We start from the raw sequence: 18,965 nt of genomic DNA, 5'->3' as shown, positions 1-18,965 counted from the left end.
CGCCAATTATCCGAAAATGTTATGAAAGCACCGCTGCCTTAACGGGCAGCGGTTTCTCGCGCATGCAGTTGCGAGATCATGGCGTGTACAGAAGGCTTTACCAGGGATGCCACTTTATGTTCGCTCCAGTCCGGCCATCCGCTGCCACTCTGTGTCATCAAGGTATCCAGAACCCTGCCAGAACGCACATCCAATACCGTTAAAACCAATTCCAGACGATCTTTATTCCAAATACCTTCTTTGTCGTCTGCTTGGCGCAGCGTCAAATACAAAAGTACATCTGCATTGGAGCATTGCGCGGCAAGCAAAGCTGCGGGAATCGACATTTCAGTATCTTGCTGCAGCACCAGAGGAAACTTTTCGCGCGTCGCAACTACGAATAATTCGTCGAGCTGCTTTCGCAAACGCGGAAATTCGCTGTTTAACCCTTCACTTAAAGCGGTGCGGGACAAAACGATTTTTGTGCTGTGGGGGAGAACCCAAAAATTGGTGCGACTGACTTCAACCGAAGAGCGCAAACCCAATTCCTCAAGTGTGGAACGTGTCACTTCACGCGTGTGTTGAACCGTACAGCCAAGCATGGCGAAAATCAGCAGATTAATTATCAGAACCCTACTCGCACGAGCAGCTACACTAAGACATGAAATATGACTCACATGGCCTCCTGACGACGAAACGCTACAGGTTATCGGCCGCAAGTCCTTTCTTTTGAGTCCTCATTGGCGGAATTCTTTTTATGCTTGCACAGCTTTTGGATCTTCAACCCATCGGATCCCATCGTTTTACCACTCGTAACCATCAAGAAAGCTTTCGAAAAACCATTTTTGGCGGACAAGTCCTGGCACAAGCCCTGATGGCAGCGGGACGTACCGTACGCAACCGACCCGTGCATTCGCTGCACGCCTATTTTATGCGGGCGGGGAATGTCGATACGCCAGTTGAATACTGGGTAGAAAATTTGCGCGACGGCAATTCCGTTTCATCGCGCGCAGTACGAGCTATTCAGGAAGGCGAAGTAATTTTTAATATGCAGGCTTCGTTTCATAAACACGAGCCTGGATACGAGCACCAAAGCAGCAAACCTGCACACAATATCCCACCGGAAAAACTGCTCGAACAGCAGGACGAACACAGCATTGCAACGGCAAAAGAATTTCGCCAGCTCGGTGTATCGCCTATCGATTTTGTGCCTTATAGCCGCAATATTTTCGGTAAAGAAGCGAGCGAAGCTTCGGCACAATTTTGGGTGCGTTGCAATGAAACACTCCCGGATGATCCCCTCTACCACTATTGTGCACTGGCTTTTGCCTCCGATGTTGGCTTGCTCGCCACAGCCATGATGCCCCACCCGACCACGCTGTTTTCCGGCGATGTGTTCCCGGCCAGCATGGACCACTCCATCTGGTTCCATCGCCAACCCACGTTTAACGATTGGCATCAATATTTGACAGAAAGCCCCTGGGCTGGCGACGGACGCGGTTTTTGCCGCGGCACTGTATACGACCAGAAGGACCAGATAGTCGCCTCTGTTTGCCAGGAAGGCATCTTGCGGCTACGCCCTAAAGCCTAATTGCGAACGGCGGTAGACCAGGCTGAACAAGGCCGGCAACACAAACAAGGTCAGCAAGGTCGATGAGGCGATACCGCCGACGACCACAGTCGCCAAAGGGCGCTGAACTTCGGCGCCCACTCCCGTGTTAAAGGCCATTGGCAGAAAGCCCAGCGCAGCCACCAATCCAGTCATCAGCACTGGCCGCAAGCGCAAAAGCGCACCTTCGATAACAGCCGTCTGTAATGCGGGGTGCTCGCGCCTTTTCGCCTGCATAAAAGTCATCAACACCAAGCCGTTCAAAACCGCAATTCCCGAGAGCGCGATAAAGCCGACCCCAGCGGAAATGGAAAACGGCATATCGCGAATCCATAAGGAAAGTACACCGCCGGTTAAAGCTAGAGGCACGCAAGTAAAAATCATCAGGGAGTCTGTAAACGATCCCAATGCGAGCACCAGTAACACCAGAACAAGCACCAAAGTAATTGGCACCACTAATGCCAAACGCGCCTGGGCGGATTTCAGCTGTTGAAAGGTTCCGCCGTATTCCACCCAGTAACCCACTGGCAATTTCACCTGGCGACTGACGCGTGCGCGAATATCCTCAACAAATGAACCGAGATCCCGTCCGCGCGCATTGGCGGTGACAATTATCAAACGTTTGCCATTTTCCCGGCTGATTTGGTTCGGAGCATCCACCCATTGCAAATTTGCCACCTCGCGCAATGGAATAAATCCCGGCGCAAGAGAAATTGGCAATGGCAGATCTTCAAGGGTTTGCGGATTGCGCAGATTTTCCGGCAAGCGCACAACTAAATCGATGCGACGATCGCCATCGAACATCTGCCCCGCTGGTTTGCCTGCAATAGCAGTTGCAACTACATCCTGCACATCCGCTACCGACAGTCCATAAGCCGCTAAACGCTGACGGTCCGGCACGACTTCCATCAGTGGCAAACCGGTCACTTGCTCCACGCGCGCGTCGGCAGCACCGGAAACGGTTTGCACGATTGCAAAAATTTCTGCGGCAAGACGCTGCAATTCCATCAAATCATCACCGAATATTTTGATTCCCAAATCTGCGCGCACACCGGAAATCAATTCGTTGAAACGCATTTCGATCGGTTGAGTAAATTCGTAATTATTGCCCGGAAGTGTTTGCAAGGATTGGCGCATATCCGCGAGAAGATCTTCTTTACTGCGTGCAGGATTTGGCCATTCAGATTGAGGTTTTAACATCACAAAGGTATCCGCAACCGATGGCGGCATGGGATCAGTCGCAATTTCCGCTGTACCGATTTTGCTGAACACCGCTGCGACTTCCGGAAATTTTTTTAAACGCTCTTCAACCAGAATTTGCATATCCACCGCTTGCTGCAAGCTAGTCCCTGGGATGCGCAACGCGTGCAGCGCTATATCACCTTCGTCCAATTGCGGCAAAAACTCGGAGCCGAGGCGCGTTGCAATAAATCCGGCAAAAAATACGAGAATGATTGCCAGCAAAAGTACTGCAACTGGCATACGTAAAACTCTGGTTAAAGCACGCTGATAAGCCGATTTGAGAATATTTAATAAAGAATTTTCGCCCTCAACTTTTCCGCCGCGCACCAATAAAGCAACCGCTGCTGGAACAAATGTCAAAGCCAAAATCATGGCCGCAATCAAGGCCATCACAACAGTGGCAGCCATGGGGTGAAACATTTTTCCCTCGACGCCGCTCAAGGTAAAAATCGGCACATATACCAAGGTAATAATGCCCACACCCAATAAACTCGGACGAATCACTTCGCGTGTGGCTTGAAAGGTCAAATGCAATCGTTCGGCCAGGGACAGAGTGGTTTGGCGTTGTGCTTCCGAAAGTCGGCGAATGCAGTTTTCCACAATGATCACCGCGCCATCGACGATCAAACCAAAGTCCAGCGCGCCTAAACTCATCAAATTTGCAGGTATGCCGACTTCCACCATACCGATGGCCGTCAGCAACATGGACAATGGAATCACCGCCGCTGTAATCAGCGCCGCGCGCAAATTGCCGAGCAGTAAAAATAAAACGGCAATTACCAACAGAGCACCTTCGAGCAAGTTGGTGCGCACAGTGGCGATGGTGCTGTCCACCAGACGCGTGCGATCGTAGAGTGCTGTAGCGGTAACGCCTTCGGGCAAGGATAAATTCACCTGCTCCAGCCGCTCCGCCAAATCCCACGCAACTCGGCGCGGATTTTCTCCCACCAGCATCAATACGGTTCCCTGTACGGTTTCGCGGCCATTTGCGGTTGCCGCGCCTGTGCGCAATTCCTGCCCTTCTCCAACGTCCGCCACTTGCGTCAGAGACACCGGACCATTGGCCGTGGGTATTAGCAAGGTTTTGATGTCTTCGAGCGATAAGAATTGACCGGGCACCCGAACCAGCAATTGCTGCCCGTTGCGCTCCAGATAACCCGCGCCACGATTGACATTGCTCGCGGCGACTGCGCTGACCAGGTCGTGCCACGACAGACCCCACTGCAGCAACTTCACCGGGTCCGGAGTTATGTGGTACTGGCGGCGGTGGCCGCCCATGGCGTTGATCTCTGCCACACCTTTTACCTGGAGCAATTGTGGGCGCACCACCCAGTCGTGCAGCTCGCGCAAATCCGTGGCGTTGAAGCGTTGCGGATCTTGCGCTTCGAGGGTGTACATAAAAATTTCGCCGAGTCCCGTCGCCAATGGTCCCATGGCAGGCTCCACTCCTGCAGGCAAAGAGTTGCGAATGGCCGACAGGCGCTGGTCGATCAAGTTGCGGGCAAAGTGAATATCGGTGCCTTCCTCAAACACCACAGTCACCTGGGATAAGCCGTAGCGGGACAGGGAACGGGTGTAATCGAGCCCGGGCATACCGGCGAGCGCCGTTTCCACCGGCCAGGTTATCCGCTGCTCCACTTCCAACGGAGAATAACCGGGCGCTTCGGTATTGATTTGCACCTGAATATTGGTGATATCCGGCACCGCATCCACCGGTAGACGGGTAAGGCTCCAGGCGCCTAAAGCAGCGATCAACAGCACTATGGTGATAACTATCCAACGCTGGCGGATTGAAGCGAGCAAAATGGCGTCAATCATTGCCCTGCCCTCAGTGCTCATGGGCCGCGCTGGATTTTTCCAGTTCGGCTTTCAGGACATAAGAATTTTCCGCCACATAAAGCTCGCCGGGATGCAAACCTTCCAACACTTCAGAAAATTGGCTGTCGGTGCGGCCGAGAACGATAGCGCGCGCTTCGAATAAGCGCTCGCCCTGATGTTCGCCTTGCCCTACTTCCACAAAAATACTGGTGCGGCCTTTTATCGGCTGGATTGCCGAATTTTCGATACGTACCGCCACAGGAGTGCGACCAATCTCAACCAGCGCATTAAGCATTTCCCCAGCTGCCCACCGCCCTTCCCCGTTATCCAGTTCAGCGCGGGCAACAACTACAGGCGCACCCGTTTCTTGAGGTGTAAGGGATGAAATAACAGCAGCTGCCGAGCGCCCATGGGATTGCAATAACACTGGCTGGCCAACCCGAATACGGGCGGCCTCCTGGGGAAAAACCGGAAGCTCCAAAACCAATGAGCTGTAATCCGCCAGAGTGAACAGCACCCGACTGCCGGTAAATTCTCCTGTATTGGCGTGGCGATCTATGACAACGCCGTTAATCGGCGCCGGAACGGTGTATTCGCGCAGGCTTTCATTGGATTCGACCGTCGCCAATATCTGCCCTGCTTTAATGTGCTCGCCAATATTTGCCTCAACCCGACGGATCAGCCCCGGATAGCGGGCTTCCACGTGGCTGACGCGCTCTGGCGACGGCACAACTTTGCCGAGCAGCGCCACAGTCTCTCGCACCTCACCCGGCTCCGCCGGCGCTACACGAATACCGTGTGTTTCGGCGATTTCCACCACGCCAGATTCGTCGTGGTCATGTTCGTGATCGTGCTCATGTGTATGGGACTCATGGTCATGTTCATGATGATCACGGTTCGCTTCGCACGCTACCAAACCACACAAAAGCGTCAAAACAATCAGGCGGATCATGGGATGGCCTCCAGGGATGCAGTCAGGCGGTCTAGTTCAATCAAGGCGAGATGAGCGGCAAGCGTCGATTCGATCAGCGAGGCTCTGGCATCGATCAACTCCTGCTGCGCCTGCAGTACCGACAATGCGTCGAGACGCCCCTGGCGGTTGTTGCTGGTGGCCTCCTTTACCCACTCCTCAATAAGCGGCAAGACTTGCCCGCGTATGGCCGTCGCCTCAGTGAAAGCCTGTATATAAGCGGAGTACATTTGACGAACTCGGCGGGTCATAACCGCTTCCGCATTGACTACTGTCAAAGCGCTGATATCTCGCTCGGCTCTTAACTTGGCCACGGTACCGCGACTGCGGCTCGCAGCTCCCAACGGCATACTCACTCCGAACACCAGCGCTGTGGCGTCTGCCTCCTGCAGGTAGCGAACTCCGGCCTGCCACTCCACATTGGTTTTGGCGGAAAGATCGGCGCTGGTTAACTCGGCGTCGCGCACACGTAAATCCGCAGCGAGTAGTTCGAGATCCGGATTATTTCGCGCCTTCACTATCAACTCTGCCAACGGCGGGGTTGTAGACAATGACCAGAAATCGCCATTGGCGCGAGTGACCTCATGCACAGCTCCCATGGCAAAACTCAGAGCCTGCGCCTGGGCAGTCACTTTATGTTGCGCGCCTGCTTTTGCGATGCGGTGCTTTTCCAGGGCAACACGAGCGCGCAATACATCCGTGACAGCCACACTGCCTGCGCGCGCCATACGCTCAACAGCTGTCAGCGCAGCGGCACTCACCCGTTCCGCCTCTTCCGCCAACTCCTGACGCGCCTGGGCAGCCAGCAGCTCAACAAATGCCTGGTTTACTCGCGCCAACACATCCAAAGCGGCAACCCGCTGCTCATCTGCAAGCCGTTGCTGATGCGCCGTAGCGATCGCTTTGCGTGCGTGACGCTGTCCTTTTCGCTCGATTAAAGAACTGAAGGTCAGCGTGAGTTCCACCGTATCACTAGTTTTGGAATGGGCGAGATTTTCGATTTCGAGATTGATCTGAGCAGGTGGCCCTAATTCAGCTGTCGCAATTTCGGCTGTGGCCACCTGGCCTTTAAGTGAATACGCCTGCAAATCCGGATGATTGTGCAGCGCGCTTCGCAGAGCATCGGCGAGGCTTAAAGACTCCGCACTTGCATAAGCCGCCAGCAGCGATAAGCACAGCATCGCCGCGGCGAGGGAACAACGCTTTTTCATTTTTGCGTACCTGTGTAATACGAATACCCGAACGATTCTTCGCGAAAAGGGAAACTCGAATTAACGACAGGGAGGAGCGCGGAGCGGCGGGACAAAATAGGAATTTTGCTGTGCGGTTAAACCGGCATTTCGCGGCGGGGCAACGCCCAATGGGAGGAGATATAAAAGCGGAAATCCAACGACACTGATTAATACCCAGAACCAGAATTGCCCGGCTTTCATCAGCTGCCATAAATCCACATCAACATCCATATGAACATCGGCCGAAGAATGCTCCGGATGGTCGCCAACCAATTCCATATGCACGGACATCGGCGGCTCGTTTCCATCAAAGCAAAAATGTCCGCGCGCACCCGCCCAACCAGTCAACAACCACATAACCAGGGCAGCAAACAGCAGATATCTCGAAGAATTGGAGCGCACCATCGGCTGCTCATCCAAAAGTGGAGGTGCCAAGCAGAATACCCGGTACTCTGCTCGATTTCAAAATACGAGCCGCAACGGCGGCGAAATAAAAATGCTGGCGCTGACTTATTGCTGGCCGATTGATGTCTATACTTAAGGCCGAATTAACTCTTTTATTCGAGGAGCCCTAATGGACCGCATCACCGTTGCCGACGCTGCTAGGAGCCTGGAAACCCTGTTGCAAATTCTCGACAACGCCTATTGGGAAGCTTCGGATATCGCTCATAAGGACGTGATCTACGACATCATCAGCACCCTGCACGGGGAAATCAGCGAGCTTGCCAAACTCAGCATAGAAGATCACTACATGGCTTACGAGCCGATTACAGCCGCGTTTCGCAAAAGCCATATCAAGCTGAAAACTCTGCAAACCAACTTGCAACACTGGGTTCTGCGCTCATCTACCGCCAGTCATCTGGAACAAGAGTTGCCTGCGGTTATGCAGCTTTTGAATCTGCGCTGACCAGCCGAGAATCCTTCACCACCATCCTGGATTCTTCTGATTTTTATTTAGTTTTTTATAAGCAGCCACTTATCGCAGGATAAGTGATGGATTTTTGACATATTTTTCCGATTTATGCCAAGTCGCTGGAATTAACAAGGTAAGCATTGCCAATCGATTTAATAATCGACTGGAAAAATTCGAGGAATGCTCGATACTTAAATTAACTGATGTGCTCATCCCCCCAAGTGCAGCGCATCAGGAGAGCTACTCTGGAGTAGCTCGGTGAGGATGAAAGTCCTTATGTTTCACTCCTAATGGTCCTGGCCCGATGTTCCCCCGAGCATCGGGCTTTTTTTATTTATGGCTTTTTAAACCATAAATAAAAATATGATTTATTTTTTATTTTGTCAGTTTTTAAGCTGGCAAGCACTAACCAAGCGTAGGTCACTACCAAGCACAGACATCGGACCTACGCAATTTGCGCTTGAATGGAATTCAACAATTCCTCATCCGTCCAGGGTTTATTGAGATAGGAATTCACCCCGACGCGCGCTGCCATGGAGCGGTGTTTTTCCGTTGCACGTGAAGTAATCATAATGATCGGAATGTCTTTGGTTTCGTCGTTGGCGCGCAAGTGGCTGGTCAGTTCCAAACCGTTCATACGCGGCATTTCCAGATCCACCAGAATGACCGAAGGAATACGCTGCTGAATAATTTGGATAGCTTCGAAACCATCTTTTGCTGTGTACACTTCCATGCCCATATCACCGACGAACTGCGCCAATGAACGGCGTGCACTCAAGGAGTCATCGACGACCAGCGCCACAGGACGTTCTTTTACAACATCCTCCTCCAGATGCCGTAGACGTTGTTCGAAGCGTTGCCGCCAGGCTTCCCCGCCATTATCGGCGATCACCAGTCCCGGCAATTCGTAAAGATCCACTACCGGTGATACCCGACCGTCACCAAGAATGGTGGCGCCCACCACACCCGGTACTTTATAGGTAGCGCGGCTCAAAGGTTTGATGATCTGCTCTTCACTGGATTTGACCGATTCCACCATCACACCGCAGCGGCGACCTTCGCGGTTGCGTAGCACTATAAGCGCGCTGTATCGCTCTGCCCGGCGGGTATTCATAAAAATCAGATCGTCCAGGCGGAACAGCGGCAATGGTTCACCCTCGTCCTCGCCCTGCAAACGATAAAACTGGCGCTCGCCGCGTTTTTCGATGCGCTCCTGGTCGAGATAAACAATCTGCTCCAGCGCACGGGAAACCACGCTGACCTCATGCTCGCCCACGCGCACCACCAAAGTATGGGCGGACAAAATACTCATGGGCGCAACCAGAGTAAAGGTCGTGCCACGCCCTTCCTGGCTGTTGATGGTGAGGGTTCCTTTGAGCAGACGGATTTGCTCATTTACCACGTCCAAACCGACACCGCGTCCCGATGTTTGAGTAACTTCCCGGCGAGTGGAAAACCCTGGCGACAAGATCAAAGCATTGAGGTCTGCGATACTCAGGCGCGTGCCTTGCGGAACAATTCCCCGCTCCACCGCTGCGTGCGCAATAGCGGCGTAATCCAATCCGTGACCATCATCGCGACAGTTCACCACCACCGTATCGCCAGCCCGATTGAATTCCAAAATAATGCGCCCGTTCGCAGGTTTGCCGCATGCCGCGCGTTCTTCCGCACTTTCCAGGCCGTGGTCCACGGCATTGCGCAGCAAATGCATGATGGGGTCCACCAAGGTGGTCAACACCTTGCTGTCCACCAAAACATCTTCGCCCTTGATTTCGAGCACCGCTGATTTATTGGTCAAACGCGCCGCCTGGCGCACACAGCGGGTAAAGCGGCTACTGAATACACTGACTGGCAACATACGGATATTCAGCAATAATTCTTGCGATTCAAAACCCAATTGCCGTTGGTTCACCACGAGGTTTTTTAGTGACCGGACTTCGCCTTCCAAATCGATAAAGGCTTCGTGGGCGTCGGTGGTCACTTCGTGTAATTGGCTGGCAAAACTGTTCAGCTCGTTGTAGCGCTCCAGCTCCAAGGGGTCCATTTCCTCCCCTTGAACGCCGCTCATAGCCGCGGCCATAGCAGTCTGCAATTCCAAAAGTCGTTCGAGATCCTGCGCCAATTGGCGCAATTGCGCGTGATAATTTTCCGCCGCGCGCACACCGGACAACACCACATCCAAGCGGCTGAGAATCTGTGTATTGCCGATCTGACTTTCACCGCTCAGGCGCAACAATTCCTGCGCTTGCGCCTCAGTGATATTTAACGTGGTATCAAAAACTTCAGGATCAGCCGGAGCTTCAACAGATGATTTTATTGCTGGCGCAACGTATTCAGCGGCAGTTTCACTAACCTTGGGAGGCTCGGGTTCAACATTCTCGACACTGGCTTGCGCAGAGGAATTTCCGGGCCGGTGATAAATATCTTCGAGTAACGGGATATTGTCGCTCGCCTCAACCTCTTCAGGTACGGTGTAGACAGGTGAATCCTGTGACTCGACTTTTTCCGCCGCGCGCCCGGTAAAGGGCACAACATTATTCGGTGCAGGCTGAGATATTTCTTCGATCTCGACAGCGCCAGACTCAATCTGGCGCAATAATTTGAGCACTGCGCTCATCACATCGTACAGATCTGTCGGTCGCGGACCAATTCCCACCAGAAATTCGGAAATGCTGGAAAGACAATCAGCGGCGTCCTGCAGTACATAACCCAGTTGTGGATATGTCTTTTTCTGCTTGGCGCAGATTTCCAGCAAGTCTTCCAGATAGTGCGTCAGGTTGGCGATGCCCTGGATGCCCACCACGTTAGCAGCGCCTTTAAGGGTGTGGGCAATACGTTGTGCAATTCGCAATTGCACATCATCTTCCATAATCAGGTACTGCTCGACCGCGCGGTCGAAAGCCGATACCTGATTAGGCAATTCCGTCAGCAAACCGCGCAAAAGTTCCGGATTGATGTCGTCGGCCACAGCCAACGAAGTCATTTCATCGGTCACTTCATCGGGATAATGAACAGACGGCTCGTCGAGCACGACGGTAGAGCCTTTGAATTGTTCGGCCAGCGCCGCCATTTCATTGTCGTTCAGCGGTTGTGGCCAGGAGGAATCGGCCAAGTAGGTCAACAAAGTCTCAACCGATTGAGGTTCGTTTTTTTCATCGCCCAGATATTGCAGATAGCCGAGAATCATCACCGGCCAAGATTGCACCAAGGAGTAGAGTTTTTCCGTTAAAGGCTGCCCTTGCGCCGCCAGTGACTGAAAATTTTGCATCAATCGCTCACAGGCGGAGGCAACTCCTTCCAATCCCACTAAGCGCGCGGCGTTGCCAATATTTTCCGCCTGCCCTTCAAACTCTTCCAAACGGTCGAGACGCGCTGACGGATCATCACCGCTCAGCGGTGAAAAATCACTGCTGATGATTTCCGCCAGTTCGTTGCGCAGCAGATCAACAAGCTCTTGTTGTTGCGAAGAAATTGCCACAGGTCTTGGACCTCTGATCAGCAGAATGAATTAACCGACTTTCGATACGGGTTCCGGCAACTCAGCAACAGGCTCGTGCAGCACCGGCGTCGACAGATTGTCCGGCAGGATAAAGACGTTTACCCTCTCCAACAAGACTTCGGCGAAATGTTTCAAGCTGTCGGTATGGTGTTTCTGCTGCACCAATTCGCCACCGGTTTTTTCCGTAAAGTGGCGAATAATGTTGGCGCGGTCGCGAATTTTGTTGGAAATCTGCGCCTGCTGCACCGAGCTGTGGGAAATAACCTGTACGGTCTCCACCAGCTGGCGCGTGGCATCTTCAGTAATTTCCATGCGTTTTTCCGCCTGTTCACCCAAGCGCGTACCTTCGGCCACCTCGGCAATCAGTTTGTTCATGATGTTTACCGTATCCGAGGTTTCCACCCGAATATTGTTTACCATCGACGCAATTTCTGCAGTCGCTTCCCGCGCGTTTTCCGCCAATCGCTGAACCTCGTCCGCAACCACCGCGAAGCCTTTACCCGCCTCACCCGCCGATGCCGCGTGCATACTCGCGTTCAACGCCAGAATGTGGGTTCGTTCAGCGATGGTGTTAATCAAGTTCACGATACCGGAAATTTCCTGTGAGCGATCACCCAGACGCTTGATCCGTTTTTCCGTTTCCGAAATGGTTTCGCGGATAGTTTGAATACCCTTCACCGTGCGCATTACCGCGTCGCGCGCTTGCTGCGTGTCGGCAATGGTTTTGGTTGCAATGTTGTCCGCAGTCTCCGCGCGCGAAGCAATTTCGTTCATGGCGCGAGCTGCCATATCCAGCGCTTTACTGGTTGCCATTACCTGTTTGCGCTCATCTTCCGCCACGCGCACTACCGCACTGGATTGACGCTGCAGCAAGTCGGAAATTGCGTTTACCTGTTCGGAAATATCTTTTACCTGCGCCAGTGTCTTGGCGGTTTCCGTGGTCAACAGGTTTACCGCGTCGGAAATGGTACCGGTAATGTCCGCGGACACAGGCACCTTGATGGTGAGGTTTTTCTGCGCAATCGCACCCAGGGCGCGAATCAGCGAAATAATGGAGTTGTTGAGCTGCTCATTTTCCAGAGCCTGCTCTTCCAGAGTGCGAATTCGTTCATCCAGCAAAACGTTGAAGGCGCGCCCCAAGTCTCCCAATTCATCTTGTTGCAGCAAACGCACACGCGCTTTCAAATTGCCTTTGTTAATACGGCGGATCACGTTCTGAATATGCGCCATCGGGAAAACGATACTGCGATAAATGAAGAAAACCCCGACCGCTACCGCCATTACAACCAGGAAGCCCAAGCCCACGAAGGTCACCATCGCGACCTGAGATTTGTAGGCTGTTTCTTCCGTCACCCGGCTGGCGTATTCACGCAAATGCTGACCGACACTCGCCATAGCGGCTGACAATTTTGTTCCTGTGTCGCGCAGCTGGCGCTCGAGCGCAGTAATTTTTAAGCCGACTTCTGCGACCGCGTTGAGTTTGCTGGAATAATTTTCCGCTGCGGATCGGATCTGATTTTTTTGTACTTCCGCGATATTGGCGACAGATACCTCCCCAAAGAAGCTGGAGGCTTGACGCTCAAACTCAGCCAGGCTCTGCTCGTTTTGGCGACTCAAAAAGCCAGCTTCGCGTTCACGCAAGCGCAAATAATTGGCGAACAGAGCGACGTTGCCAGAATCGCGGATTGCATTCTCCAAGTTATTCGCTGAATCCGCCAATTCTGCGCGCAGACCAGAATTTTGCGCATCCGCTTCAGGGCGATTACCTAATACAGTCAAATGAGTGGTGATTTCCTGATAAACCTTGTCATAGCCTTGCAGCAAAGTCTGAATTTCCCGCAAATCGCCAGAGATACCGATCTGGGTCCCACGCGCGCTCAAGGCGGACAACTTATTCTGCAAGTCGTTTTTGAGTGAATTTTGATTCTCTCGCAGGCTGGCATCGCGCAATAAAGTGGATTCCACCAGGAGTCGGTTCAGTTCCACCACATCCATTCGCGCAGCATTCAGCACGGATTCGTGCTCGGCAAGTTCCGCGCGCTGCTCCTGAATTGCCTGCTCAGTCGACATCTGCGCAAAGTAGGCAATACCAATCGCCACGAAACCAAATGCCAGACCTGCCACCAGCAGCATGATCTTTTGCGATATGCGAAGGGTTGAAATCACCATGATTGATACCTGTCAGCGGATTAAATCAACAAATTTCGACCGACCGCCCTACTGCGCGCATTCCAAGGTTTATCGGTCTTTCGCAGCGCACTCTTTTATAAAGCAGCGCTGCAGATGTCATTACCATGCGAACGAATCAAATATTTCGCTCGCGAGAAAGTTCCGCACTCGCCAAAAATTGCATCAGCTTTTGCGTGTCCAGCATTACCCACTCACGCTCTTGCGCTACAAAATAACCTTTAATAAGCGTCTGCGGAAATTCACCAAGTTTAGAACTCGGCTGTGGGTTTCGCTGCAAAGAATCACGCAGAACCGCCGTGGGTTTTGCGTCCAGAGCGAGCAAAACACCGTTAATCGCATCGCCGACCAAAAGCGCATAGCGATGCGATTCCTGGACTTGATCCAATGCAGAATTAAGGAAAATTCGTATTGTGTAATAAGGCACTATGTTGCCGCGCACATTGGCGAGCCCCAAACAGTGTTCGGGGGTATTGGGCATTGGCGTGAATACGGGCTGGCTAATAAGCTCGGCCGCTTGACCCTCTGCCAATAAAAAATGCTGATCTGAAATCGTAAAGCCGTAACAGCGAGCGGCGACCGATGCACTGGCCGCCGGTCGATCGGTAGTAAAAGAAAGGGCGTATTCCGCGAGTTCCCATCGTTCGTCTGGCGCTCCTCCGTTTGCGCCGGGATGTCTTATTTCCACAAATCTACCCTAGAAGAGGAGCGTCCGCAGTTGGCACTGCAGTTATTTTTAAATCGCGCTGATGGTGTTGAGAATTTGTTCTTTTGAATAAGGCTTGGTGATCATGCCCCGACCGCCTTGCAATTCACCCCACACGCGATCTGCTTTTTGATTTTTGCTGGTGACGAAAACTACAGGGATATTGCCGGTTTCGCGATCGCTGGTGATATTGCGGCAAGCTTCAAAGCCGTCGACGTCATCCATGACCACGTCCATCAAAATCAAATCCGGGCGATTTTTTTTCGCTTTTTCGTAAGCTTCCCGACCGTTAGTGGCAGTAATCACTTGATAGCCTGCCGATTCGACGATGGATTTCAGGTGTTCGAGATCAACTGGGGAATCATCGACTACCAATACTTTGCTAGCTGTCATCTTGCCTGTGTCCTTATTTCTGAAAAGTATTTATTTACTACGGACTCAAACTCATTGTGATTGATGGGTTTGACCAAATATGTATCGCACCCGGCCAAGGTCCCTTTGATCTTATCGAATGAAGAAGACCGACTGGTCAAGAGTACGATTGGAGTATTTTTATTCAAAGGACTGCGTTTTATCCGTTTACAGGCGGCGTATCCATCCATCCCCGGCATCACAACATCCATAAAGATAATGTCGTAGGCGGTCTTGGCGGATGCATCTATAGCAGCTTCAGCAGAATCAACACAATCAACTTCAGTGTCCAGCAAACCAAATTCGATTTCAATCTGTTTGCGCACTGCCAAACTGTCGTCGACAACCAATGCGCGCTGCAAACCATAACGTTTGTTAACAGAAGAGCCATCTTTCTTCAGTAGTTTGAGCCCTTCCAAAGTCGTTTCGCACAATTCGTCGGATTCGCTGCCGATCTGGAATTCGGGGAAAAAATTCATTTCCTTGATGGTGTATTGATCCAACTGGCGTAAGAGACGCGATGGATTCACGGGTGCGGAGATGACATATCCGTCCTTAGATTCGGCAGCACCTTTTTCAATTCGGATAAGAGGCCTGCCCAAGGCTTTGCCCTGCGGTCGCCGGCTTTGCCAATAATTCAAAACGTTGGGATTGCTGGTACAGAGAATGATGAAATCAATCGCATCATCGACTTGCTTGGCATTCACCGCAAGCGGGACCGCCTGATAGCTGCGAGTGCGATATCGGGTTACGCCGAATATGCGACTTAGCGCTGCAAAAGCATCGCGGGATGCACCGACCACCCCGATCTGGAAAACCCGGAGCGCCTTTGCCTGACCTTTAACTATATTTTGCATTGACAACCGTTCTACCTCGGCATCCAGTGAAGGCTCTATTTGTTAGTGATGCCTTCGTTACCTCTAACTGTGTAGATCCAAAAGTTTAACTGCGCAACATATTGGGCATTTTTTCAGCGGCACATTCAATTGCATGCGCCAGCACGAAGATGGGAGTGCCATTTTTCAATGGCGCGTAAGTTTAACCCAGGGACCGTATGTCTCGCCAACAAACAATGTGCATTAATGACTATTTCTTAACCTGAAATTTCAAACAAGTGACCGCTCGCGCAAATTAGGGAATGCTAACAGCCAACATCTGGTTACAATTGTCAGCTTGCACTGCAAATACGTAACAAAAAAACCTTTGCTAAACTTGTTTTCTAACCGAAGCGACCACTCCATCTAATTGGAAGTTGGTTCTGAGGGGAAGAGGCCTAATTAACAAGTGAGAATGCGACGGCCGACTTGCAGGTCAGCATACCCATCCTCGCCTACAATGCCATTTGTATTCGTCATTGAGAGACATTGCCATGCATCACTTAGAGCCCAGCTACAACTTCTTTCTGGTTGCCCTCTCCTTTTGCGTTTCTGTTTTTGGTTCTTACACTGGCATTCTGTTAGTGAAGGCGGCGCAATCTTCGATCACTAATAAAGCGGCATGGATCATGGCTGCTGCCGTGGCACTTGGAGGCGGCGCAATCTGGACCATGCACTTTATCGGTATGCTGGCTTATGACATGGGCATGCCCGTCAATTATGACCCCATCATTACGTTTGCCTCTCTGGCGATCGCCGTGATTGTGGTTGGGGCGGGCCTGTTTTTCGTCGGCGGCAACAAAAACTCCATCGCACGTTTATTAATTGCCGGTGTGATTACCGGACTTGGTGTTGCTTCCATGCACTACAGCGGAATGTATGCCATGAACATGGCGGCCAACATGACCTACAACCCTGCTCTATTTGCACTTTCCATTGTTATTGCGCTGGTTGCCGCCACGGCAGCTCTCTGGCTGGCATTTAACCTGGAAGGTAATACTAAGATGTTGTTTGCCGCGGTTGTGATGGGTGTTGCGGTATGCGGTATGCACTACGTGGGCATGGCCGCTATGAATATGGACTCCATGGACCACACTGCACACATCGAAGAAGGCATCAAACCCCTTACTCTGGGCCTTTTTATCTTCTGTTTTTCCATGTTGCTGCTGGTATTGTGTCTGATTGTGGGTATGGCTCAGCTCAGTCGCAAAATGTATGAAGCAATGGAAGCCGAAGATGAGGCTGAAGCGTCTTCACATAGTGAACAATTCGGCAGACTCGACCTGTCCGCACAAAAAAATTGATTAAAAAGAGGCCGATGGCCTCTTTTTAATCACCCTCAAGCTCCCTCCCTTGTGCCGATTTTTCTCTCCGCGCAATAGGTTTTGGAAAGATTGGCACAAAAATCAACAAGGCGTCATTCTGAGACTTGCATCACTGAAAGCTCTCACATAGATTAACGCGCCAGTACCGCTTCATTGCGCTGCTTGTTAAGGATTCTGAACAATTTAAAAAATTTGCTTTTACGATTGCTGCCTCGCGCACGGCATCAAGTAAAGAAAATTATCTTGATTATAAAAATTAGAATTTTAATTTTTTTTAATATTTCCGGGATATCCGGCGTAAAGCTATAACAAAAAAGCTTCTGAAACTCTTGCAGCTTAACTCGCGAGATGTTGGCAACGAAATTCAACCGACATTTTTGTGAGTGAATCCTTCGCGCGGAGCCTTTTAATTTCGCCCGCGCCCACAGGTATCTGTTGTTTGATGTTCAGGAACTTAATCCAGGTTTTGCAACCGATACAAGGAACCTACAGTGAAAATTCTGCTTCTTGCCTCATCCTTCAGCGGCCTTTGTCAAAGAGTTTTACGAGAACTTCTGGTAGCTGGTCATGTAGTCGACCAGCATTACGGCATGGACCCGCCGCGATTGCGCGAGCAAATTTCCCGCTTTCAACCTGACCTGATTGTGTGCCCTTACCTCACCCATCGAATTCCGGAAGATATTTGGCAAAATCATCGCTGCCTGATCGTCCACCCAGGAATCGAAGGTGATCGCGGCCCCTCTTCACTGGACTGGGCTATCAAAGATAATCGGTCTTATTGGGGAGTTACTCTGCTCCAGGCGGACGCAGAAATGGATGCGGGAGATATTTGGGGCACAGCAGAATTCCCGCTGCGACCAGCAGGCAAGACCAGTGTTTATAAACGTGAAGTCAGCCAGGCAGCAGTCGCTCTTATTAAACAAGCTCTCGTAGACGCTGTATCACCTACCTTCAAACCCCGCCCGCTGGATTACAGCAACCCCAACGTCAAAGGCACATTGCTGGATACCATGCGGCAACATCACCGCAAAATTGATTGGCTAGAAGATTCCACCAAAACCATTCTGCAAAAAATCCGCGCAGCAGACACTTCACCCGGCGTGTTGGATCAGGTTTTCGGTCATGAAGTATTTCTGTACGGTCCCATCGAGGAGCCTAATTTGCGGGGAGAGCCGGGCGAACTGATTGCCGTGTCCTATGGCGCTGCCTGCATTGCAACTAAAGATGGCGCGGTGTGGATTCGCCAAATGAAATGCAAGGAGCACCCAAATCTTCCGGCTATCAAATTGCCAGCTGCGCGGGTGATTCAAGAATTGGTTCCCGCCGATGTGTACGCAAAACTGCAACAAACGCGCAGTGAAACGCCCAACGATATTCGCGTGGAGCGCCGTGGATCTGCCGCCTACATCTATTTTGATTTCTACAATGGTGCAGCCAGCACAGAACAATGTCAGCGTTTGCTGGCGACCATAAAACAAGTCAAACAAGAGCCGGTAAAAACACTTGTGTTTATGGGCGGTGAAGACTTTTTCAGCAATGGCATACATCTCAATTGCATTGAAGCGGCCGAAAGTCCCGCCGACGAATCCTGGGCCAATATCAATGCGATCGATGATGTCGTGCGCGAAATTATCGATTCACCCGACCATCTGACCATAGCCGCATTGCGCAACAACGCTGGTGCTGGTGGCGCCATATTGCCATTGGCATGCGATCGCGTCGTAATTCGCGACGGCGTAGTGCTCAATCCACACTACGACAATATGGGTCTGTACGGCTCCGAGTATTGGACCTACCTCCTCCCCAAAAAGGTAGGAGCAGAACTCGCGTTTCAACTCACCAAAGAATGTCAGCCGATGCTCGCATCCGAAGCGTTTAACTTCGGCTTGGCAGATACTCTGGTTGAGGAAGACTGGGAGCAATTCCATGCTCATCTGTATGAGCTGGTCGAGCGCGTATCCGAAGGCGAGGACTACGATAACGCGTTGCGAATCAAACGCCGCGAGCGTGCGACAGATGAAGCGGAAAAGCCTCTGGAAGCCTATCGCCAGCACGAGTTGGAAAAAATGCACGCGACCTTTTACAACCCGAGCAGCCGCTACCATCTCGAGCGCCGCCAATTTGTCTATAAAGGAAAAGTGCCCGCTCACCTGCTGGAAACGGAAACCATTGCCTCTTGATCCAGACGCCGCCCTACGG

General features: G+C 51.7%; 14 protein-coding genes. 4 read left to right on the top strand and 10 right to left on the bottom strand.

What is annotated here, in order from left to right; genetic code table 11:
* Window positions 1-38: 38 nt before the first annotated feature.
* Complete coding sequence (locus tag DWB84_RS05035; RefSeq protein ID WP_187408625.1) at window positions 39-656, bottom strand: DUF4823 domain-containing protein; 618 nt, start codon at window positions 654-656, stop codon at window positions 39-41.
* Between the two features lie 80 nt (window positions 657-736).
* Between DWB84_RS05035 and DWB84_RS05030 the strand changes: the two genes are divergently transcribed.
* Complete coding sequence (locus DWB84_RS05030; protein WP_187408624.1) at window positions 737-1,570, top strand: acyl-CoA thioesterase II; 834 nt, start codon at window positions 737-739, stop codon at window positions 1,568-1,570.
* Here DWB84_RS05030 and DWB84_RS05025 read toward each other — a convergent pair.
* Genes DWB84_RS05025 through DWB84_RS05010 form a run of 4 tightly spaced genes read right to left on the bottom strand, consistent with a single transcriptional unit; the run spans window position 1,553 to window position 7,285 of the window.
* Window positions 1,553-4,648, bottom strand: coding sequence for an efflux RND transporter permease subunit (locus DWB84_RS05025; protein WP_187408623.1), 3,096 nt, complete (start codon window positions 4,646-4,648; stop codon window positions 1,553-1,555). The genes DWB84_RS05030 and DWB84_RS05025 overlap by 18 nt on opposite strands.
* A 10-nt stretch (window positions 4,649-4,658) precedes the next feature.
* Window positions 4,659-5,600 carry an efflux RND transporter periplasmic adaptor subunit gene (locus tag DWB84_RS05020; RefSeq protein WP_187408622.1) on the bottom strand — a complete coding sequence of 314 codons (942 nt, stop codon included), beginning with the start codon at window positions 5,598-5,600 and terminating at the stop codon, window positions 4,659-4,661.
* Window positions 5,597-6,829: a TolC family protein gene (locus DWB84_RS05015; protein WP_187408621.1), complete on the bottom strand. Its 1,233-nt coding sequence runs from the start codon at window positions 6,827-6,829 to the stop codon at window positions 5,597-5,599. Before DWB84_RS05015 ends, DWB84_RS05020 begins: the two co-directional genes overlap by 4 nt.
* A gap of 60 nt (window positions 6,830-6,889) precedes the next feature.
* The gene (locus tag DWB84_RS05010) at window positions 6,890-7,285 is read right to left on the bottom strand and encodes a hypothetical protein (protein WP_187408620.1); all 396 of its coding nucleotides are present in this window, start codon (window positions 7,283-7,285) and stop codon (window positions 6,890-6,892) included.
* 139 nt (window positions 7,286-7,424) lie between these two features.
* Here DWB84_RS05010 and DWB84_RS05005 point away from each other — a divergent pair, with 139 nt between their 5' ends.
* A complete protein-coding gene (locus tag DWB84_RS05005) occupies window positions 7,425-7,757 on the top strand; it encodes a hypothetical protein (protein ID WP_187408619.1) in 333 nt (110 codons plus the stop codon).
* Between the two features lie 451 nt (window positions 7,758-8,208).
* On the opposite strand, the gene DWB84_RS05000 is transcribed toward DWB84_RS05005, so the two are convergent.
* The 5 genes from DWB84_RS05000 to DWB84_RS04980 form a co-directional block, all read right to left on the bottom strand.
* Entirely contained in the window at window positions 8,209-11,241 is a 3,033-nt protein-coding gene (locus DWB84_RS05000) for a response regulator (protein WP_187408618.1), read from the bottom strand.
* Between the two features lie 30 nt (window positions 11,242-11,271).
* A complete protein-coding gene (locus DWB84_RS04995; protein WP_187408617.1) occupies window positions 11,272-13,431 on the bottom strand; it encodes a methyl-accepting chemotaxis protein in 2,160 nt (719 codons plus the stop codon).
* Window positions 13,432-13,567: 136 nt separating this feature from the next.
* Window positions 13,568-14,137 (bottom strand): chemotaxis protein CheW, encoded by a 570-nt coding sequence (locus DWB84_RS04990; RefSeq protein WP_187408616.1) that lies wholly within the window; start codon window positions 14,135-14,137, stop codon window positions 13,568-13,570.
* 48 nt (window positions 14,138-14,185) lie between these two features.
* Entirely contained in the window at window positions 14,186-14,548 is a 363-nt protein-coding gene (locus tag DWB84_RS04985; protein ID WP_187408615.1) for a PleD family two-component system response regulator, read from the bottom strand.
* Window positions 14,545-15,423: a response regulator gene (locus DWB84_RS04980; RefSeq protein WP_187408614.1), complete on the bottom strand. Its 879-nt coding sequence runs from the start codon at window positions 15,421-15,423 to the stop codon at window positions 14,545-14,547. The genes DWB84_RS04985 and DWB84_RS04980 overlap by 4 nt, the downstream gene beginning before the upstream one ends.
* Before the next feature lie 512 nt (window positions 15,424-15,935).
* Here DWB84_RS04980 and DWB84_RS04975 point away from each other — a divergent pair.
* Both DWB84_RS04975 and DWB84_RS04970 read left to right on the top strand, forming a co-directional pair.
* Window positions 15,936-16,745, top strand: coding sequence for an MHYT domain-containing protein (locus tag DWB84_RS04975; protein ID WP_187408613.1), 810 nt, complete (start codon window positions 15,936-15,938; stop codon window positions 16,743-16,745).
* A 512-nt stretch (window positions 16,746-17,257) separates the two neighbouring features.
* A complete protein-coding gene (locus DWB84_RS04970; RefSeq protein ID WP_187408612.1) occupies window positions 17,258-18,946 on the top strand; it encodes a hydrogenase maturation protein in 1,689 nt (562 codons plus the stop codon).
* Window positions 18,947-18,965 lie beyond the last annotated feature (19 nt).

Origin of the sequence: Saccharophagus sp. K07 (assembly GCF_014336955.1) — a bacterium.
GTDB lineage: Bacteria > Pseudomonadota > Gammaproteobacteria > Pseudomonadales > Cellvibrionaceae > UBA5868.
Note: the sequence above shows the minus strand (reverse complement) of the source record. Positions and strands in the feature narration are given on the sequence as shown.